We start from the raw sequence: 26,375 nt of genomic DNA, 5'->3' as shown, positions 1-26,375 counted from the left end.
CGATCAGGTCTGGCAAGCGGTGTGTGACTTCGCCAGACGCAAGTTCTGGAGGCCGGTCACCACAAGACCTAGCACAGTCGGCCGGATCAGAACGTGCGATTTGCAGACTCACAAAAAATACGTTCTGGATTAATCGAAATCTACAGTCATTCCATCGAAACAACGGAGCGATGAATGAAGCAGATTGAGATCAACAACGAGTTGCTGACTGAGGCCCAGGCCGCAGCCTATTTGGGGCTGAAGAACCCCAAAACGCTGGCGGTCTGGCGCTGTACCAAGCGATACCCGCTGACCTACGTGAAGTACGGGCGCACGGTGCGCTATCGCCGCAAGGACCTGGACGTTTTCATCGAGTCGGGCGTGACGCGCATCCAAGCGCCGGAGGTCAGCAAATGATGCCGTAGACCTTGACCATTTTGCGCCGGGTTTCGGCGCGACCACACCGTGTAATACATGAATAGCTGTTCATATTGGTTATGCAGATATGCCATGTATGACTTGACTAGATACACAAGCTTATAGACCCACCACTACCAATATGGGTCTATGACATGAAGAAAGTGAGATTGAGATGTTGACCCCCAAGAAAGTATTTGTAGACACCATCGTGACTCAGCTCTCGCTGCTGAGTTCAGGCGTTCTGACCGAGGCTGAGGAATCCCAAGATGGCCCGCCCCGAGCCAAGCGCATCGTGGTACCTGGCACGTACCAGGATAAAAACTTGCATACCCTGCACTTTCCCGGCAAAGGTATCCTGATGCTCGAAGGTAGCGTGATTGGCTACTGCCAAGGCCATAACGTATTTGGATCTTGTGACGTGCCGAGCCTGGTTCTGGATGCACACAAGGCTATGCATACTAGTGGCGCCTTCACCCTGTCCAAGCAGGACCGACTGCGAGTTCAAGGTGGCGACATTGTGGAATTGAAGCGCCTCGACGTCGGCGTGAATTTCGCTCTGCCGGACGGCGTTTCGGCCACCCGCGCGCTGGTCGAATTGGCGCACGAGATGGTCGACAAAGGCATGAACACCTCGACCTACGGATACGGCGAAACGGTGTACCGCAACCAACACTCGCAAAGCTCCGCCCTGAAGTTCTACGACAAGGCCAAGGAACTTACCGACAACAAGGGGCTGCCTGCGAATCTGCCGAATCGCGAGGTCATCATGGACTTCGCCAAGTCAGTCATCCGGTGCGAGGTCGTGCTGCGTCACCCCAAGCTGAAGGCGATGGAAATGACGAAGCCGAAAGACTGCACGTTCACCTTGCTGAAATCTGAATTGGAGAACGCCATCGGGCGCATGAGTCTCAAGCGTAGTGTGCGAGTGGGGCTGACGGCGCTCGATCTCCGCGACGTGAAGCCGATGTACCACACGACCTATCGCTGCTGGGAGCACGGCGACGATTTGCAGGCTCTGCTGGAGCCCAAGGCCTACAAGCGCCAAGTGGACTACTTCAAGTCCATCGGCTTCGACATCACAACGCAACCGTCCGTAAGCAGCGAGGAGGTACCGTTGGGCGACATCTTCACGCTGTCCAACGCGGTGGAGCCGCCGCCCGAACTGTGGGGCGACGATGACGATGCGGAAGCCGTCGAATGCTGACCAGGTTGGTGATGCGTTTGTCGCGTGGCGCATCACCGCCCTGAAGCCAGGTCAATCTGCCTTCATCGTGAAGGCCATGGCGACGATCTGCCGAAAGGCGTCGTCGCTTTCTTCGATGTACTTCTCGCTGCGCGCCCGCCAATTCGGGACCATGGACGCATTCACGGCATTGCCGATCAAGTGCTTCAGGTACTCGCCATTTCTGTTGGTCTTCGACGTAGTCTGCGCCGAACCGGTAGCCGCCTTTCGGCCATCGTCGTTGAGAAATCGTGCAGCAATGGCCTCTCGATTAAGACGCGGGGTCAACGTGCCTTGCTCCAATCGGGCCTCAGCTTGGGCGTCCCACACGCGCAACCAAAACGGGTGCATCTCTACATGCTTGATGCGTACCCGGCCCGCCTTGCCGGCTGATCTGGCGAAGTCGGATTGGAACGGATCATCTCTCAACGCAGTTTTCCCCGTTTTCCGCCGTGCAGTCATCGGCAAGGGGTCACGCTCCGCTTGTCGTCGCTGCGACGCAAGGTCCCGGGCGGCATCGAATGCGTTTTGAATGGACTCCATCTGAAGCTCCAAGGACGCATCCAGCCGAAGCCGAACCAGGATTTCGTTGGCTCGCACGTAGGTGTTGACGAGCTGTGGCCTATCAGCAGGGGCCGCGTTGGAGATGACGGACACCAAGTGCGACGGCGGGCTGAACAACTCAAGGAGCCGCCGATTCTTCGCCTCACCGAAGGTTGCGCCCGGGCTGGGCAAGAACGCAAGACCCCAAAAATCCATCACCCAGCGGTAGCGATTCATCACAAACCAAGGCTGCCCCGCAGACTCTTGCGCTTCGATGTATGCACCGAGCGTACCGCAGTCCTTTGCAGCGGCTGGCTCACACTTGTGCCCAATCAGTGGGAAATCTCGCCAACCTGGAAACGTGGGATGAGGACGGTCACTAGCGTAGAAGCTGGTGGGACTCTTCTTGTAGAACGATGGGGATTTGATTCCAAATACGTCGAGCTTGTGCATCTGCCAGCGATAACGCGGCGACCGGCGCAAAAGCTCCCATGCAAGCCTCAGGTAGTCTTCGCGTGTGTACTCGTCCAGCGGCTTGACCACTGGATACTGGCTGCTCTTGCGCCAGTCAGCAGCGGGGCCGAATAGGATTTCTGACTCTTCTTCGCCAGCTTCAAAGCGCAGCCACCTGGGGCGATCTGTGGGGCTTGAGGGCGTGCGCGACATCGGTCAATTGTCTTATGAATGGTAGGCCGTGTTGGACTTGAACCAACGACCAAAGGATTCAGGTTGGCGTGAGTTTCCCCACTCCCTGGACTATCTCATCACCCTCGCCGCAGATTGCTCCGCGCGTTAGGGTGCCGGGCGCTCGCGGGGTGCTTATCGGATTGGCTCCTCACACCCTAGTCTCTGCACCTTCTCGCCTACCGGTCCTTCGACCTGCCTTCGGCGAGCTTGGCTCAGGATTGCCGGGCCATTGACTGGCTGACGGTTTCCCTGAGTTCACCCGGTTTTTCCATTGCCGCTTTCACGGCAAGGTCACCATTTCGATGAGTCCTCTGCTCTAACCAACTGAGCTAACGGCCCATTCATAAAACAACTTCAACTCTCTGCGCAGTCAGCGCCCCCGAGGGCCGCCGAAAAACGCCATTTCTCCTTCAGTAGCAAGAACGTAGCAAGCGCCTTCCCGCCAACTTCCTCGGTAGCAATCCGGCGAATTCGCCAGAATGCTGTAAGTGCTTGATTTCAAAGCGTTGGAATCAAGCAACCGGTCCGAAAGAAATCGTCGGTTAATCGCATTGGCCTCTTGATTATGAGTCCTCTGCTCTAACCAACTGAGCTAACGCCCCGGACCATGCTCCAGCGCCATGCAGCGGGGCAAGCGCCGTATTGTAGGGTCTTTACTTGCGGTGGCTGAGGGCGTTGGACACCAGCTTGGAGGTGATGTCGACGATCTGGATCATCCGGTCATAGGGCATGCGCGTCGGACCGATGACCCCCAGCGTACCGACCACCCTCCCGTCAACCTCATACGGTGCGCTGACGACGGACAGCTCTTCAAACGGCACCACTTGGCTCTCGCCGCCGATATAAATGCGCACTCCTTCGGCCTGGCTGGAAATGTCCAGCAGCCGGAGGATCTGGGTCTTTTGTTCAAACAACTCGAAAGCCCGCCGCAGATTGCCCATGTCGCTGGAGAAATCGCTCACGGCCAGCAGATTGCGCTCGCCGGAGATGACGACCTCCTCCTGCGCCGCAGACAGCGCCTCGGAGCCGGCGTTCACTGCGGCGTGCATCAGCGACGCAATCTCGCCCCGCAGCACATCGACTTCGGACCGCAGGCGCTCACGGACCTGTTCCATGGCAAGCCCCGCGTAGTGCGCATTCAGGAAATTGGAGGCCTCGACGAGCTGGGAGGACGAATAGTCCGCGTCCGTAAAGATCACACGGTTCTGGACGTCGCCTTCAGGCGACACGATGATGACCAGAAAGCGCCGCTCGGATAGGCGCAAGAATTCGATGTGGCGGAACACCGAAGTCCGCCGGGGAGCCATCACCACCCCCACAAACTGCGAGAGATTGGACAGCAGTTGCGCGGCGTTGGCGATCACCTTCTGCGGCTGCTCGGGCGCCAGTTGCGGGGCGGTGAGGGGGTCGCGCTGCACGGTCAACATGGTGTCCACGAACAGGCGGTAACCCCTCGCGGTCGGGACCCGCCCGGCCGATGTGTGCGGGCTGGCAATCAGCCCCAGTTCCTCCAGGTCTGCCATCACGTTGCGGATGGTGGCGGGGGAAAGATCCAGCCCCGAAGCACGGGACAACGTGCGCGACCCAACCGGCTGCCCGTCAGCGATGTAGCGCTCGACCAGGGCTTTGAGCAACAACTTGGCACGGTCATCGAGCATGGGATCATTTTAATGATGTAATTTCACGATGACGTCCAAATTCCGCCATGTGGCGCTCATCGGCAAGTACCACGCTTCATCGGCAGGTCCCACAGGAGACAGCTTGCGCCAGGCCCTGGAGGACATTGCGCACCTGCTGGAGCGCCAGGGCTGCGAAGTCGTGCTGGAGGCGGAGACCGCGAGCAACACCGGCATCGCGCACTACCCCGTCCTGACGGCGGATGAGATCGGGTCGCGGTGCGATCTGGGCCTGGTCGTGGGCGGGGACGGCACGATGCTGGGCATCGGCCGGCGGCTCGCGCGCTTCGGCACTCCGCTGATTGGCATCAACCAGGGCCGCCTGGGTTTCATCACAGACATTCCCTTCGATGCCTACCGGACCACCCTGCCGGCCATGCTGCAAGGAGAATACGAGGAAGATCTGCGCCCCCTCATGCACGCCAGGGTTGTGCGGGACGAACGGACCGTGTACGAGGCCCTGGCCATGAACGACGTGGTGGTCAACCGCGGCGCCACCTCTGGCATGGTCGAACTGCGGGTGGAAGTGGGTGGACGCTTTGTGGCCAACCAGCGCGCCGACGGGTTGATCATTTCATCTCCTACGGGCTCGACGGCGTATTCCCTGTCGGCAGGCGGCCCCATGCTCCACCCCTCCATTCCGGGCTGGGTACTGGTGCCCATCGCGCCCCACACCCTGTCCAACCGGCCCATCGTGCTTTCCGATGCCACCGAGGTGGCGGTCGAGGTGGTGAGCGGCCGCGATGTCAGTGCCAATTTCGACATGCAGTCGCTGGCATCCTTGCTGCACGGGGACCGGATCCTGGTCAAGCGCTCCGAGCACTGCGCACGCTTTCTGCACCCTGAAGGCTGGAATTACTTTGCAACACTGCGCAAGAAGCTGCGCTGGAATGAAGGAGGCTCCTGACCATGGCGCTCAGGCGGATCACGCTGCGGGATTTTGTGATCGTCCAGGCCCTGGAACTCGACCTGGCGGCGGGTTTCACGGTGCTGACCGGGGAAACCGGTGCGGGCAAGTCCATTCTGATCGACGCACTGCAGCTCATCCTGGGTTCGCGCGCCGACGCGGGCGTGGTTCGGGACGGTGCCGACAAGGCCGATCTGAGTGCCGAGTTCGACTGCCCGCCCCATGTCCAGCCCTGGCTGGAAGAGGCAGGTTTCGCGCTGGAGGAGGTGCTGCTGTTGCGCCGCACCGTCGACGCCCAGGGGAAAAGCCGCGCATGGATCAACGGCACGCCGGCCACGGCAGGCCAGTTGCGGGCGCTGGGCGACAGCCTGCTGGATATCCACGGCCAGCACGCCTGGCAAAGCCTCACGCGGCCGGAATCGGTGCGCGGACTGCTGGACGCCTTTGCGGGGTTGCAAACGGCCGAAACGACGGCGCGGTGGGCGCAATGGCGTGCAGATCAACAGGCACTGGAACGGGCGCGCATGGCGCAATCCACGCTGCAACAGGAGCGTGAACGTTTGCAGTGGCAGGTCGGCGAAGTGGGCAAGCTTGCGCCCGCAGACGGCGAATGGGACGAACTGGAGGCCCAGCACAAGCGGCTTTCGCACGCACAGGCGCTGCTGGACAGTGCGGAGGGCGCGCTCCAGGTCTTGCAGGACGAGGAGTCGGGTGCGTTAACCGGCCTCACGCGTGCGCATGCGCTGCTGCAAGACCAGGAGCATATCGAGCCGGAGTTCGCCAATCTGGCGGGTATCCTTTCCTCCAGCCTGGCCCAGGCGAACGATGTGGTGCATTCGCTGCAGATGTACCTTCGGCATGCAGAGATCGATCCGCAGCGTATGGCCGAACTCGACAGCCGGATCTCGCTGTGGATGGCCTTGGCACGCCGCTACAAGCGGCCGCCTGCAGAGTTGCCCGCCCTGCTATCCAATTGGAAAAACGAGCTGCTGGCCCTGGATGCCGCCACCGACCTCGAGCAGTTGGAGAGCGCCGAGGCCGCCAGCGCCAAAGCCTACCAGGCTGCCGCGCGCGCACTGTCCCTGGGCCGTGCCAAGGCCGCCCCCAAGCTGTCGGCTGCCATTACAAAGGCGATGCAGGGCTTGGGCATGGAAGGCGGCAAGTTCGAGGTTGCGGTGTCCAAGGCGCCCGAACCAGCCTCTCACGGAATCGACGATGTTGCGTTTCTGGTGGCCGGCCATCCCGGCACGACACCCAAGCCGGTCGGCAAGGTGGCCTCGGGGGGCGAGCTCTCGCGCATTTCACTCGCCATTTCCGTGACGACCAGTGAATTGGGGGTCGCCCCCACCCTCATTTTTGATGAAGTTGATTCCGGCGTGGGCGGCGCGGTGGCGGAAACCGTGGGCCAGCTGATGCAGCGCCTGGGCGTGGACCGGCAGGTGCTCGCTGTCACGCATTTGCCCCAGGTGGCGGCCTGCGCGCACCATCACCTCAAGGTCTCCAAGCAAAAGAGCGACAAAGGCACTACCAGCACGGTGGCGTTGGTGGAAGGCGATGCGCGGGTTGCGGAAGTCGCGCGCATGCTGGGCGGAGGGAAGTCCACCAGCACCACGCTGGCCCACGCACGCGAAATGCTCGATCTGGCGGCAGTGGCGCCTCAAGGGATCCACTGATGGCACTCGAAATCGTGTTGATTACCGGCATGTCCGGTTCCGGAAAATCCGTCGCGCTGCACGCGCTGGAAGATGCCGGCTACTACTGCGTGGACAACCTGCCGCCGGAGCTGCTTCCCGCCTTTGTTGCACTGGAGCACCGCCACCATGGCAACCGCGTGGCCATTGCGATGGACGTGCGCAGCGCAACCTCCTTGCACCAAGTGCCCCAGGAACTGCGGCGCCTGCGCAGCCAGGGGGTTTCGGTGCAATCCATCTTCCTGGATGCCACCATCGACACGCTGGTGCGGCGTTTTTCGGAAACACGGCGGCGCCACCCTCTTTCGAACGATGAGCTCCAGGAGGGACGGCGGGCACTGGTGCAGATCATCGAGCTGGAGCGGGAACTGCTGGCCGAACTGCGGGAACAGGCGCACGTGATCGACACAAGCACGATACGGGCTTCCCAGCTGCAGAGCTACGTCAAGAGCCTGCTGGCCACCACCCACGGGCAGATGACACTGGTGTTCCAGTCTTTTGCGTTCAAGCGGGGCATTCCCATGGACGCTGACTATGTGTTTGACGTGCGCATGCTCCCCAATCCGCACTACGAGCCTTCGCTGCGCGACCTGACCGGGCTGGACGCACCGGTGGCGGAATTCCTGCGCCAGCAGCCCGATGTGTCCTTGATGCAGGCGCACATTGAGCAGTTCCTGACCCATTGGCTGGAGATGCTGGACCGGAATCACCGCAGCTACGTCACGGTCGCCGTGGGCTGCACCGGCGGACAGCACCGCTCGGTCTACCTGGTGGAGCGCCTTTCCGAAGCCATGGGCCACCGCTGGAGCACGCTCAAGAGGCACCGGGAACTGGACGGCAGATAGACGGCGCGATCAGCGCCCGGCTCCCCTCACAGGGGTCTCACCAGAGTGCGGAGCGGGTCGACTCCAGCAGCTTGCGTATCGGCGCCGGCAATCCCATGCCCTGCCATGCCTCGGGGCCAAACCACTCCCCAGGCTCCAGCACAGGCTGTGGCGACGCCCCCGCAGTAACCAGCACGGGGTGCAGGTGCAAATCCCGGTGCGTCAGGGCATGGACGAATGACGGGAGCTCTTCCATTGCCCAGTCGTTGGCTTCGGCCAGGGAGGCCACGCAGTCCTGCAACGCGGCCCTGTCGGCAAACACGGGCACGCAGTGCATACCCGCCCAGATGCCCTCGGAAGGCCTGCGTTGCAACCATACGGCCCCGGCGGCATTGCGAAGGACCAGCAAATACCATGACTCCGCACGGCGGAGCAGCTTGCGCGTCTTGACGGGATAGCGTTCAGGATCGCCCGCGGCAAATGCTGCGCAGCAAGTGACCAGGGGGCAGGCCTGGCAGTTCGGTGAGCGAGGCGTGCACACCGATGCGCCCAGGTCCATGAGCCCTTGGGTATACCGGGGCATGGCGTCCACGAGATCGGTGGTGGGGAGCAGGGACTGGGCAGCCCCCCACAGCGCACGCTCGTTTTTGGCCTGCGCCAGATCCTCTTCAAATCCCAGCACGCGGGTCAGTACCCGCCGGACATTGGCGTCCAGGATGGGGACCCGCTCCGAGAAACAGAATGCGGCAATGGCACCGGCGGTCGAGCGGCCGATCCCCGGCAGTGTCGCCAGTTCCTGTGCCGAGCGAGGAAACTCGCCCCCGTAAGCGTCGACCACGCGCTGCGCGCAACGGTGCAAATTGCGGGCGCGGGTGTAATAGCCCAGGCCGCTCCACAGCCCCATCACCTCGTCCTGGTCAGCCCGCGCCAGGGCAGCGACGTCGGGGAAGCGGGCAAGAAAGCGCGCGTAGTACCCCAGGACCGTGGCCACCTGGGTTTGCTGGAGCATGATTTCCGAGAGCCAGACCCGGTAGGGGTCCCGCGTTTTCTGCCACGGCAGGTGGTTGCGGCCGTGGGAGGCTTGCCATGCAACCACCCGTTCAGCCACGTTCTCCGGTAGCGAGTCCCTCATGCGGGCTGCGCGAGGCCATCCGCTGCGGCCGCGCCTGCAGCGCCAGGCAGCGCCACCAGCCGGCCCGTCAATTCCTGCAGCCGCCGTTCCAGCTGGGCCAGCTCTTCCTCGCTCACCTCAATTTCGGCAATGCGCTCCACGAGGCCGCTGGCCGCTTGCTGAATCCGGTCCACGGCCTCGATGCGGCGCGCAAAACTACGGCGGCGCTCGCGCAGTTGCGCATCCAGCTGGGCTGTCGCCGACTTGCTCCACAACTCCAGGTCGTTGGCCGCAGATTCGTAGACGGTCCGCAGCCGCATCGCCAGTGCGCGCACCAACCGTTCGGCAAACTCTGGCTGCGCAAGCTTCAGCGCATTGCCCACGCCGAGGTACTGCAGGTGGCTCTGCTCAATCTGGTTCAGATCGCCGATGAAATGCTCCAGCTGCGGTGGCGATGGCACCTGCAGGGAAAAGCCGAACTCTGCGTTGAGCTGCCGGAACGTCCCGCCCAGCATGGCCTGGATTTCGGTGCCTGAGGCTTGCGCCTTGTCCAGCGTACCCCGTAGCTTGTCGAACGTCTGGACGTAGATCTTTTTCACCCCCAGCTTCAACCCCTTGTGCTGAAGTGTCTGGGCCAGCTCCGACAGCTCCGCCTTCAGCGATTTCGCACCCAACTGCTGGAATACGTCGCGAAGCAGCTTGAGATGCACCGCCCGCACGGCCTGGATCTTGGCGGTGCTCAGGTCGAACTCGCGCTGCTCCTGTTCGATGCGGTGGCGCATGGACTCGATCACGGAGGCGTTCTTGCCCCGCAGGCTGCGCAACTCGGCCATCTGGTCGTCGAGATCCCGGCGCCGGATATTGATGACACGGGAGGTTTCCGCCCGCAGGCTGGACACCCCGTTGGCCACGGCCGCCCGCAGAATGGACTGGCGCCGACCCATGATGCCCCGCGCCAAAGCGTCCTCCAGGACGGGCAGCCCGCTGCTTTCCAGCAGCAGGTCATCGGCCGAGATCTTGGCGACCAGGCCTTTTTGCGCCGAGACGGGGACCACCCGGTCCAGCGGCACGCCCAGCATCTCCGCCGAAGTGCGGCATTGGCGCTCGATCTGCGCCTGCACCTGCTCTGCGGAGTTGAGGGTGTCCCACAGCGTGTCGATCTTGTTCAGCACCACCAGGCGGGCGTCGATGCTCTCTTCCGACGTGACCAGGTGCTCCCGCCAGATCGAGAGATCGGAGCGGGTCACCCCGGTGTCCGCACCCAGGATGAAAACCACCGCATGGGCCTGCGGAATCAGGTTCACTGTCAGCTCGGGCTCCGCGCCCACGGCGTTCAGTCCGGGAGTGTCCAGAATCACCAGGCCCTGCTTGAGCAAGGGATGCGGGATGTTGATGACCGCGTGGCGCCACATGGGCACCTCGACCAGCCCGTCCGCATCCGGGACCGGGTTTTCCTCGACCAGGTCGTCATGCCAGAAACCCAGGGCGCGCGCGTCGTCCAGGCTGACCTTGCGCACTTCGGACACCTTTTCGAGCGCTGCAGCGATCTGGTCCGCGTTCCCTATTTCCAGAGGGATTTCCTGCCAGCGGTCGGTTTTCATCCGCCACTCCGCCAGGCTCTGCACCTGCAGCCGGGTTTCGATGGGAAGCAGGCGCAGGCACGGAGCCACGCTGGCGTCGTACCCCAGCTCGGTGGGGCACATCGTGGTGCGCCCGGCACTCGCCGGCATGATGCGGCGCCCGTAGTCCGCAAAGAAGATCGCGTTGATCAGCTCCGATTTGCCACGGGAGAACTCTGCAACGAAAGCCACCATGACTTTGTCGCTGCGCACCTGCTCCTCCAAGCGGGCAAGCCGTTCCTGGACTGCTGCGTCCATGAGTTCGTGGGAGGACATCCACTCCGCCAGCCGCTTGAGCTGTAGGGCGAACTCACGCCGCCAGACGCCATGCTGGTCGAACTGCTCGTTAAAGGAAGGGCCCACTTTGCTCCCGGAGGTCTATGAAAACAATGTCCCCGCCAACCCGGCAGGCAGACACAAAATATAGCATCGACCGGCAGGCAGCCACCCCGGCCCCGGGGACCGCACCGAACCACAGATCAGGGACGCTGGCACCCGGGACAGAAGTAACTGGTTCGCTGCCCCTGCCGAATCAGCTGGATGGAGGCACCGCAACGATAGCAGGGCGCGCCGCCGCGTCCATACACGTTTGCCTGGGCCTGGAAGTGACCGGCCGATCCGTCCGCGCTGGAGAAATCCCTCAACGTGCTCCCACCCATCTCCACCGCCCTGGCCAGCACGGAGCGAATCGCAGCGTGCAGCTTTTCAACACGCGCCGGCCCGATGCGGGAAGCCGCCGTGGTGGGACGGACGCCGGCGAGGTACAGCACTTCGGACGCATAGATGTTGCCCACCCCGACCACCAGGCGGCCCGCCAGCAGCAGCTGTTTGATGGGCAGGCGGCTCTTTTTCAGGCCCAGCCGAAACGCGTCCAGCGAAAACCCTTCTGACAGGGGTTCCATCCCCAGCCCGCCCAGCAGCTTGGCGGCCACAGGGTCCTGCTCGTCGGCCGCGTACACCACGGCGCCGAACCGCCGCGGGTCGTGCAGCCGCAAGGTGCCCGAGGTGGTCCCCATGGTGAAGTGGTCGTGGGGTCCGGCCGGCGGCAGACTCTCGGCAAAGCGCAGGCTGCCCGACATGCCCAAATGCACCAGCAGCAACCCTTGGCTCAGATCGAACAACAGGTATTTGCCTCTGCGGCGCACGCCCAGCACCTCCTGCCCAAGCAGGAGCTGCGGCGCACAGCCCAACGGCCAACGCAAGGGCTTGCCCATCTCCACCGTTCGGATGCGAGTGCCTTTGACGGCTTGCGCCACGCTGCGGCGCGTCACTTCCACTTCGGGCAACTCAGGCATAGAAAGACCAGGGCGGCAGGACAGCAGGCATGGATTATTATGGCCCGATGGTGCTATTTCAGAGCTTTCGGACCGCATTGTTGACCGCCGTGGCGGCCGTCGTCGCCCACGGCGCTTGGGCCCAGCCGGCGGACACGCCGAGCCGCCCGGCGGACGAACCGGCCGTGGTTTCCAATCCCGCGCTGGACGCAGAGCTGTTCTACGAGATCTTCCTCGGAGAACTCAGCGCCCGCACCGGCGATCCCGGAGCGGGGTATGCCTTCATGCTGGAGGCGGCGCGGCGCAGCGCCGACGGCCAGCTCTACCAGCGGGCAGCAGACATCGCATTGCAATCCCGTTCGGGCGAATACGCCCTGGCGGCCGCCAAGGCCTGGAAGGAAGCACTGCCGGACTCGCGCGAGGCCAACCGCTACGTGCTGCAGATTCTTGTGGCACTGAACCGCATCGCCGAAACACCGGACTTGCTTCGCCAGGAGCTTGCCCAGTCCTCCCCGCGCGCCAAGGCATCGACCTTGGCCGCGCTGCCCCAGATGTACGGTCGTGCCAGCGACAAGGTGCTGGCGGTAAAAGTCGTGGAGTCCGCGCTGGTGGACGAACTCTCCCACCCGGCGACCGGTCCGGTCGCCTGGGTCTCCCTGGGCCGCCTGCGCCTGGCTGCGGGGGACAAGCCTGGCGCGCTGGAGGCCGCGCGCAAAGCCCAGGCCCTGGACAACGCCAATGAAGGCGCGGCCAGGCTGGCGCTGGAGCTGATGGAAGAGAACGTGCTGGATGCCGAACCCGTGGTGGCCCAGGCGCTTGCGCACCAGCCCGTGCCGGAACTCCGCATGGCCTACGCGAGGGTGCTGCTCGGCTTGCAGCGCTACCCCGATGCAGCCCACCAGCTCGAATCTGCGGCCAAGGAGAAGCCGGACTTGGCCGAGGCGTGGCTGGTGCTTGCCAATCTGCACCTGCAGGACAACCGTTTGCCGGCGGCGGAAGCCGCGCTGCAGCGCTACATGGAGCTGGCCAGCGCCGCGACAGACCCCGAGTTGCGCCAGCGGGGCCTGACCCAGGCATACCTGCTGCATGCGCAGATCGCGGAGAAGAAGAAAGACTATGCGGCGGCCGAGGCCTGGCTGGCCCGCATCGACAACGCAGAAGACCTCTTCAGCGCCCAAAGCCGCCGCGCCTCCCTGCTGGCACGGCAAGGAAAAGTCGCCGAGGCGCGCGCCCTGCTGCGCAATCTGCCTGGCACGTCGCCCGAGCAGCAACGCATGAAGCTGCTGGCGGAAGTGCAGCTGCTGCGCGAACTGCATCTCTACCAGGACGCCTACAAGGTCCAGAGCGAACTCGTGGCGCTGGAACCCGACGACCCCGAACTGGTGTACGACCAGGCGATGCTGGCCGACAAGGCGGGCCGTCCCGAGCTGATGGAGCAACTCCTGCGGCAGGTCATCGCACAAAAGCCGGACTACCACCACGCCTACAACGCGTTGGGCTACTCGCTGGCGGATCGCGGCCAGCGGCTGGAAGAGGCCAAGCAGCTCATCCTCAAGGCCCTGGAATTCGCGCCGTCGGACCCGTTCATCAACGACAGCCTGGGGTGGGTGGAATTCCGCATGGGCAACAAGGCGGAGGCCCGCCGGCTTCTGGAAGCCGCCTACAAGGCACGGGCCGATGTGGAAATCGCCGCCCATCTGGGGGAAGTTCTCTGGAGCCAGGGCGACCGGGATGCCGCCCTGGCCGTCTGGAGAGAGGGCTTTCGCACCAGCCCTGACAACGACACGCTCAAGGAAACCCTCAAGCGCCTGGGGGCGCAGCCTTGATCCACGCCGCCACAGCTGGCAAGGCGGCGCAGCCCGGCGCGATGCCTTGGCCCGCCCCCCTCTGGCGGCGCGCCCGATGGCTCTTCTGGGCCATCTGCGCCTTGGGGCTGCTGGGCTGCGCGCAGCCACCGCTCAAGCCCGCCGGGGAGGAAAACACGTGGTCCGGCCGCCTTGCACTGCAAGTCGAGGGGCAGAGCGCGCAGTCGTTCGCAGCCCTGTTTGAACTGTGGGGCAGCGAGCGCCAGGGCGGCCTGGCACTGACCAGCCCCCTCGGCACCCGGATCGCCCAGGTGGAATGGAACGAAGGCTACGCCCAGTTGACCACGGCCCAGGAAACCCGCCGCTCCGACTCGCTCGACGCACTATTGCAGGAGGTCGCCGGGGCGCCCATCCCCGTGGCCGCGCTGTTCCGCTGGCTCCAGGGCCAGCCGGCGAGCGCACCCGGCTGGAGGGCGGATCTTTCCGCGCTGGAACAAGGCCGGCTGGTGGCCCAGCGCGACGAGCCTGCCCCACAAGCCACCTTGCGCATTGCGCTGACGCGCTAGCCAGACCGAATAGAAATCCAGACGCCACTTCGCTGCTGGCGCCACCCCGCCCCATGCATTCCCTGTACGACGTGCCGGCACCGGCCAAGCTCAACCTGTTCCTTCACATCACGGGCCGCCGGGCCGATGGATACCACTTGCTGCAATCGGTATTCATGCTCATCGACTGGTGCGATACGCTGCATTTCACCCGGCGCACGGATGGCCGGATCACCCGCGAAGACCTCGGCGCGCCCCTGCCCGAAACCGACCTCACCGTGCGAGCCGCCCGGGCGCTGCAGCAGGCCACCGGGTGTACCGATGGTGCGCACATCGGAGTCTTGAAGAGCGTTCCTTCGCAGGCGGGCATGGGCGGCGGTTCTTCCGACGCAGCCTCCACCCTGCTGGCACTCAATCGGCTCTGGGGCCTGGGCCTGTCGCGCGGCGCGCTGCAGAAGATCGGGTTGGCACTGGGCGCAGACATTCCGTTTTTTTTGTGCGGAGGCAACGCTTGGGTGGAGGGAATTGGTGAGACAATAGCGCCGCTTGAGAAAGCGCACCAGTTGCCACAAGCGCGCTTCGCGGTAGTGAAGCCCGCAGCAGGCTTGGAGACAAAAACAATTTTTTCGTCGCCGAGTTTGAAACGTGATTCAGATAGTGCTACAATCTTAGGCTTTGCTGCAGCACACTTTGATTTCGGTCGAAATGACTTGCAGCCAGTTGCCGAAGCCTTGTGCCCGGATGTGACCCAAGCCATCGAATGGCTGGGAAAGCGCGGATTGCAAGGCCGGATGACAGGCTCAGGAAGTGCGGTGTTTGCGCAAATGTCACATGCGGTGGATTTGTCCGGAGCCCCGAAGGGCTGGCAAGTCAAGCCATGTGAAAATCTGATGGTTCATCCTCTGGCAGGGTGGGCATCAGACGAAGATTAGGGTGGGCTGCCTTCGGCAGTCAACCTGTGTAGGGGAGTCGCCAAGCTGGTTAAGGCACCGGATTTTGATTCCGGCATGCGAAGGTTCGAATCCTTCTTCCCCTGCCAAATATCTTCTCGCGTACGGGCCTTTTTTCAGATTGCTGGGACTCTCATGCAAGCCAATCAACCCGACTTCATGGTTTTCACCGGCAATGCCAACCCTGGCATGGCAGCTGAAATTGCCCAACACCTCGGCACCCCTCTGGGCGCAGCCGACGTGGGTCGCTTTTCCGACGGCGAAGTCACCGTCGAAATCAAGCAGAACGTGCGTGCGCGTGATGTGTTCGTGGTGCAGTCCACCTGCGCGCCCACCAACGAAAACCTGATGGAACTGCTGATCATGGTGGATGCGCTCAAGCGCGCATCGGCCGAACGCATCAGCGCCGTGATCCCCTACTTCGGCTACGCCCGCCAGGACCGTCGTCCCCGTTCGACGCGCGTGCCGATCACCGCCAAGGTGGTGGCCAACATGCTGCAAGCCGTGGGTGTGGCCCGCGTGCTGACCATGGACCTGCATGCCGACCAGATCCAGGGGTTCTTCGACATTCCGGTGGACAACATCTATGCATCCCCCGTTCTGCTGGGGGATCTGCGCCAGAAGAATTACGACGACCTGATCGTGGTGTCCCCCGACGTGGGCGGCGTGGTGCGCGCCCGTGCGCTGGCCAAGCAGCTGGGCTGCGATCTGGCCATCATCGACAAGCGCCGCCCCAAGGCCAATGTTTCCGAAGTCATGCACGTAATCGGTGAAATCGAAGGCCGCAACTGCGTGATCATGGACGACATGATCGACACCGCCGGCACGCTGGTGAAGGCTGCCGAGGTGCTCAAGGAGCGCGGCGCCAAGAGCGTGTACGCCTATTGCACCCACCCCATTTTCTCGGGGCCCGCCATTGAACGCATCTCCAAGGGCACGGCCCTGGACGAAGTGGTGGTGACCAACACCATTCCCCTGAGCGACAACGCCAAGGGATGTTCCAAGATTCGCCAGCTTTCCGTGGCCCCGCTGTTCGCCGAGACGATCCAGCGCATTGCCAAGGGGGAGTCGGTGATGAGCCTGTTCTCGGACCAGGAAAACCTGTTCTGATCCTTGCGGCGAAGGCCGCCGGCGGATACGCGCACAAGCCTCCCCTGCGGAGGCTTGTTTCCTGTGCGAGGACAACCAGCAGACCTGAGGCCCACCGGGGTTTCGGGTCTTTTTCAAAACGGAGGACGACTGGTCGCGGTCGCCTCTTTTCAGGAGCTAACTATGAACTTCGTCGCTTTTGAGCGCGCCAAGCAGGGTACGGGTGCGAGCCGCCGTCTGCGCAATTCGGGCAAGACGCCTGGCATCGTGTACGGTGGTGCTGCCGAGCCCCAACTGATCGAGGTGGACCACAACGCCCTGTGGCACGCCCTCAAGAAGGAAGCCTTCCACTCCAGCGTGCTGGACATGGAAGTGGCCGGCAAGACCAGCAAGGTCCTGCTGCGCGACGTGCAATACCACCCCTACAAGCAACTCGTGCTGCACATCGATTTCCAGCGCGTGGACGACAAGACCAAGCTGCACATGAAGGTGCCACTGCACTACAGCGGTGCTGAAGAATCGCCCGCCGTCAAGGTCGACAAGTGCATGGTCAACCCCGTGGTGAACGAACTGGACGTGACCTGCATGCCGTCCGACCTCCCCGAATTCATCGCTGTGGACCTGTCCAAGCTGGAAAAGGGCGCTTCGCTGCACCTGAAGGACATCAAGCTGCCCAAGGGCGTGGCGCCCAAGGTGCGCGGCGGCCAAAGCAACAACCCCGTGCTGGTGTCCGTGGTGCCTCCGGTCGAAGTGGTGGAAGCCCCTGCCGCCGAAGCAGCCCCCGCAGCAGACGCCAAGGGCAAGGGCAAGGGCAAGAAGTAATCCCTCCGCTGCGGTTGCATTGCGGGGCCCCTGCCCCGCAACCTCCTTGGCCAGCCCATCCGGCTGTCCTCCCAAAAAGGTCCACCCAGGTGGGCCTTTTTTTTGGCTCGCAAAGAGGCCCGTTGGCAGTGCGGTGGCGCCGAGAAGAATCCGCACCGTGGGCACGCAGCCGCCGCTCCCGTCTCGGCCGATGGCCGCCCGGGCTGGCCAAAAACGGCACCCGTCCCCGCGATAATTCGCAGATGATCAAGCTGTTTGTGGGCCTGGGCAATCCAGGGCCGGACTACGAAGCCACGCGGCACAACGCGGGTTTTTGGTGGATTGATGCGCTGGCGCGCGAACTCAAGGCCACGCTGGTGCCCGAGCGGGGCTACCACGGCCTGGTGGCCCGTACTTCGGTCCATGGGCACAGCGTGTGGCTGCTGCAGCCGCAGACGTTCATGAACCTTTCGGGCAAGTCCGTCGCGGCGCTGGCGCGCTTCTTCAAGATCCAGCCGGACGAGATCCTGGTGGTGCACGACGAGCTGGACATTCCTCCGGGCCAGGCCAAGCTCAAGCGCGGAGGCAGCCACGCCGGGCACAACGGCCTGCGCGATATCCATGGCCAGCTGGGTTCGCCCGACTACTGGCGCCTGCGCATCGGCATCGGCCACCCCGGCGTCAAGAGCGAAGTCGCCAACTGGGTGCTCAAGAAGCCGTCGCCCGACCAGCGCACGCTGATCGAAGACAGCATCGCGCATTCGCTCAAGGCCTACCCAGCGCTGCTGGCTGGCGAGATGGACAAGGCCACGCTGCTGATCCACACCACCAAGCCGCCCCGCCCCAAGCCGCCCAAGCCCATGGAAGACTGAACCGCGGGCAGGGGCAGAATGCTGTAATTTTTATAGCATCTAGCGCTTGTCGGGCGGTCGCTAGAGCCAAAAATCACTAAAACTCAGCCAGCGGCCGCCGCCTGCAGCCGCTGGTACTTCTGCCACAGGGTTTCGCGGCTTTCCACGTGCTGCGGGTTGACGGGGATGCACGCCACGGGGCACACCTGCACGCACTGCGGCTCGTCAAAGTGGCCCACGCACTCGGTGCATTTGCCGGGGTCGATCTCGTAGATTTCCTGCCCCAGAAAGATGGCCTGGTTGGGGCACTCGGGCTCGCAGACGTCGCAGTTGATGCATTCGTCCGTGATCATCAGCGCCATAGGGCCTCCTCGGGCGGCGGGCCGGCGGCGGCAGCAAGCGGGTGCAGAGCGCAATTCATGCTCCGTATTATCCCGCGGCACTGGCATGTGCTTTGCATGCCACACTGCAACCCACCACGGCTGACAGGGACACATTTACCGTTATGCTGTGTATACACATTAATTTGCAGTCCTCGCTCCCCGCACCCCTTCCTCTTCTGCCGCGTACTCCATGGGTCTGTTTTTTCTCAAACGGTTTGCCACCCTTGCGGCGACACTGATCGGCGCATCCATTGTTGTATTCCTGGTGCTGGAGATCCTGCCCGGCAATGCCGCCCAGATCCTGATGGGTCCGGACGCAGCGCCCGAGGCCGTGGCCGCCCTGGCCACCAAGCTGGGGCTGGACCAGCCCGCCAGTGTGCGCTACTGGCAATGGATCAGCGGCCTGCTGGTGGGGGACATGGGGGACAGCTATGCCTACAGCACCCCGGTGGTGGATCTCGTGCTGGAGCGCCTGGCGCTCACCATCCCGCTGGCGCTCATGGCCATGGTCATCACGACGGTGCTGGCGCTCGCTGCGGGCGTCTATGCCGCGGCGCGGCACAACAAACTCGGTGACGTGGGCGTGATGGCCCTGGCGCAAATCGGCATCGCCATTCCCAATTTCTGGTTCGCCATCCTGCTGATCCTGCTGTTCTCGGTGAAGCTGCAGTGGTTCTCGGCAGGCGGTTTCCCGGGCTGGACGGAAGACGCAGGCGGCAGCCCGCTGGAGGCATTGAAGGCCCTGCTGCTGCCGGCCATCGCGCTGGCCGTGGTGCAGGCGGCCATCCTGGCGCGCATCACCCGCTCGGCCGTGCTGGAGGTGCTGCGCGAAGACTTCGTGCGCACCGCCCGCGCCAAGGGCCTGTCGCAGCGCGCTGCGCTCTGGGGCCACGTGCTGCGCAACGCCCTGATCCCCGTGGTCACCGTGATGGGGCTGCAGTTTGCCAACCTGCTGGCCGGCACCATCGTGGTGGAGAACGTGTTCTACCTGCCAGGGCTCGGACGCCTGATCTTCCAGTCCATCTCCAACCGCGACCTGATCGTGGTGCGCAACTGCGTCATGCTGCTGGCCGCCATGGTGGTGATCGTGAATTTCGTGGTGGACATTCTCTACGCCGTGATCGACCCCCGCGTGAAAGCCTCCGACATCTGAACCCTTCCATGAGCGCCGCCCTTTCCCCCGCTTCCGCAGCTGCCGCCCCCGGCTGGCTGCACCGCGCTGTGCGCCACCGCAGCTTTGCCATTGGCGCCGTGCTGTCGCTGCTGCTGCTGGTGGCCGCGGCCCTCTCGTTCGTGTGGACGCCCTGGTCGCCCTACGAGATGGACCTGGCCAACAAGCTGGCCGAGCCCTCCTTCGCGCACTGGCTGGGCACCGACGCGTTCGGCCGCGACGTGGCTTCGCTGCTGCTGGTGGGGGCACGCAACTCCATCCTGGTCGGCGTGATCGCGGTGGGCATCGGGCTGACCATCGGCACGGCCCTGGGCCTGCTGGCCGCGGCCCGGCGCGGCTGGGTGGAAGAGCTCATCATGCGGCTGGCGGACTTCACCTTTGCCTTCCCGGCCATCCTCTCGGCCATCATGATGACGGCGGTGTTCGGCGCGGGCATCGTCAATTCCATCATCGCCATCGGCATCTTCAACATCCCGACCTTTGCCCGCGTGACCCGTGCCTCGGCCAACGCCGTCTGGTCGCGCGAATACATCATGGCGGCGCGCGCCTGCGGCAAGGGCGGCTGGCGCATCACCCTGGAGCACGTGCTGCCCAACATCCTGTCCGTGCTCATCGTGCAGGCAACCATCCAGTTCGCCATTGCCATCCTGGCCGAAGCCGCCCTGTCCTACCTGGGCCTGGGCACCCAGCCGCCCCAGCCCTCGTGGGGCCGCATGCTCAGCGAGGCGCAGACCCTCATGTTCCAGGCGCCGCTGCTGGCTGTCTGGCCCGGCGTGGCGATTGCGCTGGCCGTGCTGGGGCTGAACCTGCTGGGCGACGGGCTGCGCGACCTGCTGGACCCCCGCCTTGCACGCAAGCGCTGAAGCTGCAACGACCCACGAAGCCCCCTGACAATGCCTCTGCTAGAAGTCTCCAATTTGCGCGTGCGCCTGCAGACCCACCGCGGCCCGGCCGATGCCGTGCGCGGCGTGAGCTTTTCGCTGGAACGCGGCGAGACGCTGGGCCTGATCGGCGAATCGGGCTGCGGCAAGTCCATCACCGCCATGTCGCTCATGGGCCTGCTGCCCGAGAGCGCGCATGTGTCCGGCAGCATCCGCTTTGACGGGCAGGAGCTGGTGGGCCGCACCGACGCGCAGATGTGCAAGATGCGCGGCAACCGCATCGGCATGGTGTTCCAGGAGCCCATGACGGCGCTGAACCCCGTGCACACCATCGGCCGCCAGGTGGCGGAGCCCCTGCGCCTGCACCGCGGCATGGACGCCGCCAGCGCCCGCAAGGAGGCCATCGCGCTGCTGGACCGCGTGGGCATCCCCAACGCCGCGCAGCGCTTTGATGCCTACCCCCACCAGTTTTCCGGCGGACAGCGCCAGCGCATCACCATCGCCATGGCGCTGGCCTGCAGCCCCGACCTGCTGATTGCCGACGAGCCCACCACGGCGCTCGATGTGACGATCCAGCAGCAGATCCTGGACCTGATCAGCGACCTGGTGGCCGAGCGGCACATGGCCATGATCCTCATCTCGCACGACCTGGGCGTCATCTCGCAGAACGTGGACCGCATGATGGTGATGTACGGCGGCACCGTGGTCGAAAGCGGCTCCACGGCGTCGGTGTTCTCCGCCATGGCCCACCCCTACACCCGCGGCCTGTTTGCGGCGCGGCCCCACCTGGGCGCCAGCCATGCCGCGGGCCAGCGCCCGCGCCTGTCCACCATTGCCGGCACGGTGCCCGAGCTGGTGGACCTGCCCGCCGGCTGCCCTTTTGCGGGACGCTGCAGCTACACGGTGCCGGCCTGCCACCAGGAGTCTCCGGCCCCCACGCTGGTCGCCACCGATGCCGACGGTGACCACACCGTGCGCTGCATCCGCCACGAAGCCATCGCCGCGGCGCGCAGCGCCCAGGATGACTTTTCCACCACCGAGGCCGCCACATGAGCACGCCCCCGCCCATTCCCTCTGGCCTGCTGCAGGTGCACGAGCTGGTGCGCGACTACACCTTGCCGCGCGAGAACCTGTTCACGCCCCCCGCCACCGTCCATGCCCTCAAGGGCGTGAGCTTTTCCGTTGCCGCAGGGCGCAGCCTGGGGGTGGTGGGCGAATCCGGTTCGGGCAAGTCCACCCTGGCCCGCCTGGTCATGGCGCTGGACACGCCCACCGCCGGCACCGTGCACCTGCTGGGCCGCAACCTGCACGCCCTGCCCCCGGCCGAGCTGCGCCAGGCACGCCGCGACTTCCAGATGGTGTTCCAGGATCCCTACGGCTCGCTGGACCCGCGCCAGACGGTGGAACGCATCGTCACCGAGCCGCTGCAGGCCCAGGGCCAGACCACGCGCGCCGAGCAGCACGAGCAGGCGGCCCAGGTGCTGGCCCAGGTGGGGCTGCGCACCAACGACCTGGGCAAGTACCCGCACGAGTTCTCGGGCGGCCAGCGCCAGCGCATTGCCATCGCGCGCGCGCTCATCACGCGGCCGCGCCTGATCGTGGCGGACGAGCCCGTGAGCGCGCTCGACGTGTCGGTGCAGGCCCAGGTGCTCAACCTGATGCAGGACCTGCAGCAGCAGTTCGGCATCACCTACATGCTGATCAGCCACGACCTGGCCGTGGTCAACCACCTGTGCGACGAGGTGGTGGTGCTGTACCAGGGCCGCATCGTGGAGCGCGGCTCGCCGGGCGAGCTGTTCCGCAACGCCCAGCACCCCTACACCCAGTCGCTGGTGGGTGCCGTGCCGCAGGTGCAGCCCGGCCGCGCGCGGGCACGCCGCGCAGCGGCAGCAGCGGCCGCCGCTGCGGCTGCAAAAGTCGCATAGCGACATACAGGTTCGATGGTGTAAAAAGCGCTTGTGCGCCCCGGTAACAAATTGCGCCGGGGGTTTTTATGGTTGTTGTCTGGTTTTTTGTCTGGAGAGTCCGAACATGCTGAACCGCCGTACCGTCCTCGCCACTGGCGCCCTGGCCGCCGTGCCCCTGACCACCCCGCTCGGCGCCCTGGCGCAAGGCCGCAAGGACGCGGTGACGCTGGCCATGACGCTGGAGCCCCCGGGCCTGGACCCGACGGCGGGCGCGGCCTCGGCCATTGCCGAGATCGTGCAGTACAACATCTTCGAGACGCTCACCAAGATCAACGCCGACGGCAGCGTCTCGCCCCTGCTGGCCGAGAGCTGGGAAGTCTCGCCCGACCTCAAGACCTACACCTTCAAGCTGCGCCGCGGCGTGAAGTTCAGCAACGGCGAGCCCTTCACCGCCGCGGCCGTGAAATTCTCGTTCGACCGCGCCGGCGCAGAAAAAAGCACCAACAAGGACAAGCGCACCTTCGCCGGGCTGAGCACCCAGGTGGTGGACGACTACACCGTAGTGCTGCTGAACAAGGAGATCGACCCGGACCTGCTGTTCGTGCTGGGCCAGGCCACCTCCATCATCGTGGAGCCCAAGAGCGCCGACACCAACGCCACCAAGCCCGTGGGCACCGGCCCCTACCAGCTGCAGGCCTGGAACAAGGGCTCGTCCGTGGTGCTCACGGCCTGGGACGGCTACCGCGACGCCAAGGCGCTCAAGATCAAGCGCGCCACCTTCCGCTTCATCTCTGACCCCGCCGCCCAGGTCGCCGCCCTGCTGGCCGGCGACGTGGACGCCTTCCCCCGCGTCACGCCGCGCAGCGTGGCGCAGTTCAAGACGAACCCGCGCTTCCAGGTGATCGTGGCGGGCTCGCGCGCCAAGACCATCCTGGCCATCAACAACGGCAAGAAGCCGCTGGACGACGTGCGCGTGCGCCGCGCCATTGCCGCCGCCATTGACCGCAAGGCCGTCATCGAAGGCGCGGGCGACGGCTACGGCGCGCCCATCGGCAGCCACTACGTGCCCGGCGCGTTCGGCTATGTGGACACCACGGGCGTGAACCCCTACGACCCCGAAAAGGCCAAGAAGCTGCTGGCCGAGGCCGGCATCAAGACGCCGCTGGAGCTGACCATGACGCTGCCGCCCACCCCCTACGCCCGCCAGGGCGGCGAGGTGGTCGCAGCCCAGTTGGCCAAGGTCGGCATCATCGCCAAGATCCAGAACGTGGAATGGGCGCAGTGGCTGTCGGGCACCTACGGCAGCAAGAACTACGACCTGACCATCATCAGCCACGTGGAGCCGTTCGACCTGGGCAACTTCGCCAAGCCCGACTACTACTGGGCCTACAACTCGCCCAAGTTCAACGACCTGTTCAACCAGATCAAGAACGCCGCCCGCCCCGCCGACCGCGCCAAGCTGCTGGGCGATGCGCAGCGCCTGCTGGCCGAAGATTCGGTGCACGCCTTCCTGTACTCCAACCAGTGGATCACAGTGGCGAACAAGAACCTCAAGGGGCTGTGGAAAGACATGCCCGTGTTCGTGAACGACCTCTCGGCGCTGTCCTGGAGTTGACGCCACGACAGCAGCAACGGGCGCCATCCTCCGGCGCCAGATTGCTTCCAATTTGATAGCTGCTAGCGCTTGGTAGACAAGCGCCAGCGGCCTTTTTTGCTTGAATTCAATCGGCATCGCCCTATAAAAACCCGTTCCCACTGAGCTTGTCGAAGCGCCGCGCAAGGCGCAGGCAAGCTCAGCCCGAACGGACATGGGGCAGATCAACGCCACCCCGATCCTGACCCCTACCCCAACTCCGCTATCTCCCACCCCGCCATGACCGCCCTGCACGACCTCCCCGCCCACGAATTGCTGGCCGCTTACCGCCAGCGCACGCTCTCGCCCGTGGAGGTCACGCAGGCCGTGCTGGCGCACATCGAGCGGTGGGAGCCGCACATCCACGCCACCTACCTGCTGCGCCCCGAGGCCGCGCTGGCGCAGGCCCGCGCGTCCGAAGCGCGCTGGCTGCGCGGTGCGCCGCTGGGGCTGCTGGACGGCGTGCCCGGCACCATCAAGGAGAACATCGCCACCGAGGGCGACCCGACCCCGCTGGGCACCGCCGCCGTCGAGTTGGCACCTGCCGCGGCCGACGCGCCGCCGGCCGCCCGCATGCGCGCGGCCGGGGCGATCATGGTGTCCAAGACCACCATGCCCGACTACGGCATGCTGTCCTCGGGCCTGTCGTCCTTCCACCCGCTGTCGCGCAACCCGTGGGACGTGAGCAAGGGCCCGGGCGGCTCCAGCGCCGGCGGGGGCGCCGCCGCGGCCGCGGGCTACGGCCCGCTGCACATCGGCACGGACATCGGCGGCTCGCTGCGCCTGCCCGCCAGCTGGTGCGGCATCTTCAGCCTCAAGCCCAGCCTGGGCCGCATCCCCATCGACCCGCCCTACACCGGCCGCGCCGCCGGCCCCATGACGCGCAGCGTGCAGGACGCCGCGCTGATGATGCAGGTGCTGAGCCAGCCCGACGCGCGCGACAGCATGAGCCTGCCCGCACAGGACATCGCCTGGAGCCAGTTCAACCAGGGCGCCGAGCGCCTGCGCGGGCTGCGCATCGGCCTGCTGCTGGATGCCGGCTGCGGCCTGCCGGTGGACCCCGAGGTGACAGCCGCCGTCGAGCAGGCGGCGCGCCTGATGGAAGGCGCGGGCGCCACCATCGTGCCCATGCAGCCCTTCATGACCCAGGCCATGCTCGACGGCATGGACCACTTCTGGCGCATGCGGTCGTACATCGACCTGCAGGCCCTGCCCGCCGACCGGCGCGCCAAGGTGCTGCCCTACATCCGCGCCTGGGCCGACAGCGCCGCCGGCATGAGCGGTACCGAGGTCTTCAACGCCAGCCACCAGTTCCACCTGACGCGGGTAAACACCGTCAAAGCCTGCAGCGCGTTCGACTACGTGATCTCGCCCGTGGCCCCCAACGTCGCCTTCCAGGCCGAGCTGCCCTCGCCCACCGACGACCCGCTGCGGCCGCTGGAGCACATCGGCTTCACCGTGCCGTACAACATGTCCGAGCAGCCGGCCGCATCGGTCAACTGCGGCTACACCGCCGCGGGCCTGCCCATCGGCCTGCAGATTGCGGGGCCGCGCTTTGACGACCTGGGCGTGCTGCAGGTGGCGCATGCGTTCGAGCTGATCCGCGCGCCGCAGCGCCCCTGGCCCCAGCCGCCCGGCGCCTGACCTCGCGGGCCCTGCGGGCCGTTGTTGGTAATCTACGCAGCCACGGCCCGCCCTCCCCCGGCCCCCGGGGCCCCCTTTCCCGCAAAGCACCGCATGGACCTCTTCGTTCTGGCGATCTTCATCGCCACCGGCACCTACCTGCTCAACGCCAAGGAGCAGCGCAAGCGCATCGTGCTGCTCGGCAGCCACCTGGCCCACTACCAGATCGAGAAGCTCATGGAGGCACTCACCGACGGCTACCTGCGGGCCCTGGGCGAAAGCACCGACGAGCGGCGCGACCAGATCTGGCGGCTGCTGGGCACCACCGAGCTGCAGTTGGCCGAGCAGTTCAACCGCTTCGCCGCGGACTTTGCGCGGGTGAGCGAGGCGGACGCGCGCGTCAGCCGCCTGCCCGTGGCATTTCCGTTTGCGGACAAGCTGCTGCCCGCGCTGACCTTCGACATGCGCCAGGCCCTGGCCATCCACGCGCGCGGCATCGCCCACGTGGTGCAGAACACCGGCCACCTCAGCGCCAAGGACCGCGCCTACATGATGACGGCCGAGCTGTTCCTGATGCAGCACACCTGCCACTGGTTCTGCAAGTCCAAGGCCATCGCCACGGCGCGCATGCTCGCGCGGCACCAGACGCCGCACGAGCAGCTGGTCGCGTCCGTGTCGCCGGAGACCCGCAAGGCCTATCTCGCACTCATCCAGGGCGGCTAATGCCTGCTCGCCTTTCCCCCTACCAACCGTTCGCGCTGAGCTTGTCGAAGCGCGGCGCGG

24 protein-coding genes and 1 tRNA gene are annotated in these 26,375 nt (G+C 65.0%); 19 read left to right on the top strand and 6 right to left on the bottom strand.

All coding sequences use genetic code 11. The features are described from left to right. Nucleotides 1-174 precede the first annotated feature (174 nt). Complete coding sequence (locus ACOYR3_RS06395) at nucleotides 175-396, top strand: helix-turn-helix domain-containing protein (RefSeq protein ID WP_422845633.1); 222 nt, start codon at nucleotides 175-177, stop codon at nucleotides 394-396. A 175-nt stretch (nucleotides 397-571) separates the two neighbouring features. Then, nucleotides 572-1,603, top strand: a complete 1,032-nt coding sequence (locus ACOYR3_RS06390) for a phage/plasmid replication protein, II/X family (protein WP_422845632.1) — start codon at nucleotides 572-574, stop codon at nucleotides 1,601-1,603. A 51-nt stretch (nucleotides 1,604-1,654) separates the two neighbouring features. Here the strand turns inward: ACOYR3_RS06390 and ACOYR3_RS06385 are convergent, their stop codons facing one another. Then, nucleotides 1,655-2,830 (bottom strand): hypothetical protein, encoded by a 1,176-nt coding sequence (locus ACOYR3_RS06385; protein WP_422845631.1) that lies wholly within the window; start codon nucleotides 2,828-2,830, stop codon nucleotides 1,655-1,657. 674 nt (nucleotides 2,831-3,504) lie between these two features. Beyond that, entirely contained in the window at nucleotides 3,505-4,509 is a 1,005-nt protein-coding gene (gene hrcA, locus ACOYR3_RS06380) for a heat-inducible transcriptional repressor HrcA (protein WP_422845630.1), read from the bottom strand. A 28-nt stretch (nucleotides 4,510-4,537) separates the two neighbouring features. Between hrcA and ACOYR3_RS06375 the strand changes: the two genes are divergently transcribed. The 3 genes from ACOYR3_RS06375 to rapZ are packed head-to-tail and all read left to right on the top strand — an operon-like array spanning nucleotide 4,538 to nucleotide 7,970. Continuing rightward, a complete protein-coding gene (locus tag ACOYR3_RS06375) occupies nucleotides 4,538-5,434 on the top strand; it encodes an NAD kinase (protein ID WP_422845629.1) in 897 nt (298 codons plus the stop codon). Between the two features lie 2 nt (nucleotides 5,435-5,436). Continuing rightward, nucleotides 5,437-7,107, top strand: a complete 1,671-nt coding sequence (gene recN, locus ACOYR3_RS06370) for a DNA repair protein RecN (protein WP_422845628.1) — start codon at nucleotides 5,437-5,439, stop codon at nucleotides 7,105-7,107. Next, on the top strand, nucleotides 7,107-7,970 hold the full coding sequence (rapZ, locus tag ACOYR3_RS06365) for an RNase adapter RapZ (RefSeq protein WP_422845627.1): 864 nt from the start codon (nucleotides 7,107-7,109) through the stop codon (nucleotides 7,968-7,970). Before recN ends, rapZ begins: the two co-directional genes overlap by 1 nt. Nucleotides 7,971-8,007: 37 nt before the next feature. On the opposite strand, the gene mutY is transcribed toward rapZ, so the two are convergent. From mutY to mutM, 3 genes are all read right to left on the bottom strand, one after another. Next, nucleotides 8,008-9,081 carry an A/G-specific adenine glycosylase gene (gene mutY / locus ACOYR3_RS06360; protein ID WP_422845626.1) on the bottom strand — a complete coding sequence of 358 codons (1,074 nt, stop codon included), beginning with the start codon at nucleotides 9,079-9,081 and terminating at the stop codon, nucleotides 8,008-8,010. Further along, nucleotides 9,078-11,042 (bottom strand): dynamin family protein, encoded by a 1,965-nt coding sequence (locus ACOYR3_RS06355; RefSeq protein WP_422845625.1) that lies wholly within the window; start codon nucleotides 11,040-11,042, stop codon nucleotides 9,078-9,080. Before ACOYR3_RS06355 ends, mutY begins: the two co-directional genes overlap by 4 nt. Before the next feature lie 116 nt (nucleotides 11,043-11,158). Next, the gene (gene mutM / locus ACOYR3_RS06350) at nucleotides 11,159-11,974 is read right to left on the bottom strand and encodes a bifunctional DNA-formamidopyrimidine glycosylase/DNA-(apurinic or apyrimidinic site) lyase (protein WP_422845624.1); all 816 of its coding nucleotides are present in this window, start codon (nucleotides 11,972-11,974) and stop codon (nucleotides 11,159-11,161) included. 29 nt (nucleotides 11,975-12,003) lie between these two features. On the opposite strand from mutM, the gene ACOYR3_RS06345 reads away from it, so the two are divergent. The 7 genes from ACOYR3_RS06345 (at nucleotide 12,004) to pth (ending at nucleotide 18,015) form a co-directional block, all read left to right on the top strand. Next, nucleotides 12,004-13,779, top strand: a complete 1,776-nt coding sequence (locus tag ACOYR3_RS06345; RefSeq protein ID WP_422845623.1) for a tetratricopeptide repeat protein — start codon at nucleotides 12,004-12,006, stop codon at nucleotides 13,777-13,779. A 41-nt stretch (nucleotides 13,780-13,820) separates the two neighbouring features. Beyond that, the gene (locus tag ACOYR3_RS06340; RefSeq protein WP_422845622.1) at nucleotides 13,821-14,324 is read left to right on the top strand and encodes a lipoprotein insertase outer membrane protein LolB; all 504 of its coding nucleotides are present in this window, start codon (nucleotides 13,821-13,823) and stop codon (nucleotides 14,322-14,324) included. A 53-nt stretch (nucleotides 14,325-14,377) separates the two neighbouring features. Further along, on the top strand, nucleotides 14,378-15,235 hold the full coding sequence (ispE, locus tag ACOYR3_RS06335) for a 4-(cytidine 5'-diphospho)-2-C-methyl-D-erythritol kinase (RefSeq protein WP_422845621.1): 858 nt from the start codon (nucleotides 14,378-14,380) through the stop codon (nucleotides 15,233-15,235). Between the two features lie 30 nt (nucleotides 15,236-15,265). After that, a tRNA-Gln gene (locus ACOYR3_RS06330) sits at nucleotides 15,266-15,342 on the top strand. Nucleotides 15,343-15,388: 46 nt separating this feature from the next. Continuing rightward, a complete protein-coding gene (locus ACOYR3_RS06325) occupies nucleotides 15,389-16,363 on the top strand; it encodes a ribose-phosphate pyrophosphokinase (protein ID WP_422845620.1) in 975 nt (324 codons plus the stop codon). A 162-nt stretch (nucleotides 16,364-16,525) separates the two neighbouring features. Next, nucleotides 16,526-17,164 carry a 50S ribosomal protein L25/general stress protein Ctc gene (locus ACOYR3_RS06320; RefSeq protein ID WP_422845619.1) on the top strand — a complete coding sequence of 213 codons (639 nt, stop codon included), beginning with the start codon at nucleotides 16,526-16,528 and terminating at the stop codon, nucleotides 17,162-17,164. A 242-nt stretch (nucleotides 17,165-17,406) separates the two neighbouring features. Beyond that, nucleotides 17,407-18,015, top strand: coding sequence for an aminoacyl-tRNA hydrolase (gene pth, locus ACOYR3_RS06315; protein ID WP_422845618.1), 609 nt, complete (start codon nucleotides 17,407-17,409; stop codon nucleotides 18,013-18,015). Nucleotides 18,016-18,098: 83 nt separating this feature from the next. Here pth and ACOYR3_RS06310 read toward each other — a convergent pair whose 3' ends face one another. Then, entirely contained in the window at nucleotides 18,099-18,356 is a 258-nt protein-coding gene (locus ACOYR3_RS06310; protein ID WP_291489190.1) for a YfhL family 4Fe-4S dicluster ferredoxin, read from the bottom strand. A 211-nt stretch (nucleotides 18,357-18,567) separates the two neighbouring features. Here ACOYR3_RS06310 and ACOYR3_RS06305 point away from each other — a divergent pair, with 211 nt between their 5' ends. The 7 genes from ACOYR3_RS06305 to ACOYR3_RS06275 all read left to right on the top strand — a co-directional run bounded on the left by ACOYR3_RS06305 (nucleotide 18,568) and on the right by ACOYR3_RS06275 (nucleotide 26,315). Beyond that, nucleotides 18,568-19,530 carry an ABC transporter permease gene (locus tag ACOYR3_RS06305; protein ID WP_422845617.1) on the top strand — a complete coding sequence of 321 codons (963 nt, stop codon included), beginning with the start codon at nucleotides 18,568-18,570 and terminating at the stop codon, nucleotides 19,528-19,530. Between the two features lie 8 nt (nucleotides 19,531-19,538). Further along, on the top strand, nucleotides 19,539-20,411 hold the full coding sequence (locus tag ACOYR3_RS06300; protein ID WP_422845616.1) for an ABC transporter permease: 873 nt from the start codon (nucleotides 19,539-19,541) through the stop codon (nucleotides 20,409-20,411). A gap of 30 nt (nucleotides 20,412-20,441) precedes the next feature. Beyond that, the gene (locus ACOYR3_RS06295; protein WP_422845615.1) at nucleotides 20,442-21,482 is read left to right on the top strand and encodes an ABC transporter ATP-binding protein; all 1,041 of its coding nucleotides are present in this window, start codon (nucleotides 20,442-20,444) and stop codon (nucleotides 21,480-21,482) included. Further along, entirely contained in the window at nucleotides 21,479-22,354 is an 876-nt protein-coding gene (locus ACOYR3_RS06290) for an ATP-binding cassette domain-containing protein (RefSeq protein WP_422845614.1), read from the top strand. The genes ACOYR3_RS06295 and ACOYR3_RS06290 overlap by 4 nt, the downstream gene beginning before the upstream one ends. 106 nt (nucleotides 22,355-22,460) lie before the next feature. Continuing rightward, nucleotides 22,461-23,951: an ABC transporter substrate-binding protein gene (locus tag ACOYR3_RS06285; RefSeq protein ID WP_422845613.1), complete on the top strand. Its 1,491-nt coding sequence runs from the start codon at nucleotides 22,461-22,463 to the stop codon at nucleotides 23,949-23,951. Nucleotides 23,952-24,209: 258 nt separating this feature from the next. After that, nucleotides 24,210-25,613, top strand: coding sequence for an amidase (locus tag ACOYR3_RS06280; protein ID WP_422845612.1), 1,404 nt, complete (start codon nucleotides 24,210-24,212; stop codon nucleotides 25,611-25,613). Nucleotides 25,614-25,706: 93 nt separating this feature from the next. Beyond that, a complete protein-coding gene (locus ACOYR3_RS06275; protein ID WP_422845611.1) occupies nucleotides 25,707-26,315 on the top strand; it encodes a hypothetical protein in 609 nt (202 codons plus the stop codon). Nucleotides 26,316-26,375 lie beyond the last annotated feature (60 nt).

It is taken from the genome of Acidovorax sp. M2(2025) (genome assembly GCF_049330835.1).
Taxonomy (GTDB): domain Bacteria; phylum Pseudomonadota; class Gammaproteobacteria; order Burkholderiales; family Burkholderiaceae_C; genus Acidovorax.
Note: the sequence above shows the minus strand (reverse complement) of the source record. Positions and strands in the feature narration are given on the sequence as shown.